The sequence below is a fragment of the Arthrobacter sp. TJ-240 genome (genome assembly GCF_058269195.1).
The window spans coordinates 1-545 of the sequence record NZ_JBZCNG010000019.1 but is presented as its reverse complement, the minus strand read 5'-3'; the positions used below and the strand labels follow the sequence as shown (position 1 = coordinate 545).

Annotated in this window: 1 protein-coding gene; it reads right to left on the bottom strand. The window is 73.4% G+C overall.

What is annotated here, in order from left to right; translation table 11 throughout:
- A partial coding sequence (locus tag AC4D2C_RS18750; protein ID WP_490916316.1) for a DUF222 domain-containing protein occupies window positions 1-545 on the bottom strand: 545 nt, incomplete at both ends.

Here is a 545-nt window from a genome sequence, read left to right as displayed (position 1 = left end):
GGGGGTGAGGAGGAGGTCGGTGAGGGTGTCGGTGCGTAGTTGGGGCAGGGTGCGGGTTTCGGTGGGGGTGTGCAGGGTGCGGGCGGTGGTGGTGAGGCGGGTGTCGATGGCGGTGGCGTCGGTGGCGGGCAGGTAGATGTGCAGCCAGGCCATGGCGTCGTGATCGGGTTCGAGGTCCACGCGGCGGCGGGCGGCGGCGGTCGTGGCGCGGGTGTGGAGGGGTTCGGGGTGCAGGCGGGTGCGCAGGGTGCGGGCTTTGGCTGCGGTCCGGCCGGGTGTGGTGTCCGCGGCGATGGGCAGGAGGTGTTCTTCGAGCAGGGCCGCGGCCGGTTGGGGCAGGCTGGAGCATTCGTGCACCAGGACGGCCGCGTGGGTCCAGGAGATGGTCCCGGCGTGCAGGGCCGCGAGGGTTCTGGGCTGGTGGTTGACCAGGACCCTCGCGTGCTGGACGAGGCGGTGCGCGGTGCGTTCGGGGATCCGCAGCAGGCACGCGAGTTCGGTGGCGGTGGCGGTGTCGGCGAGATTCGTCCGCCGCCGCACGCCCG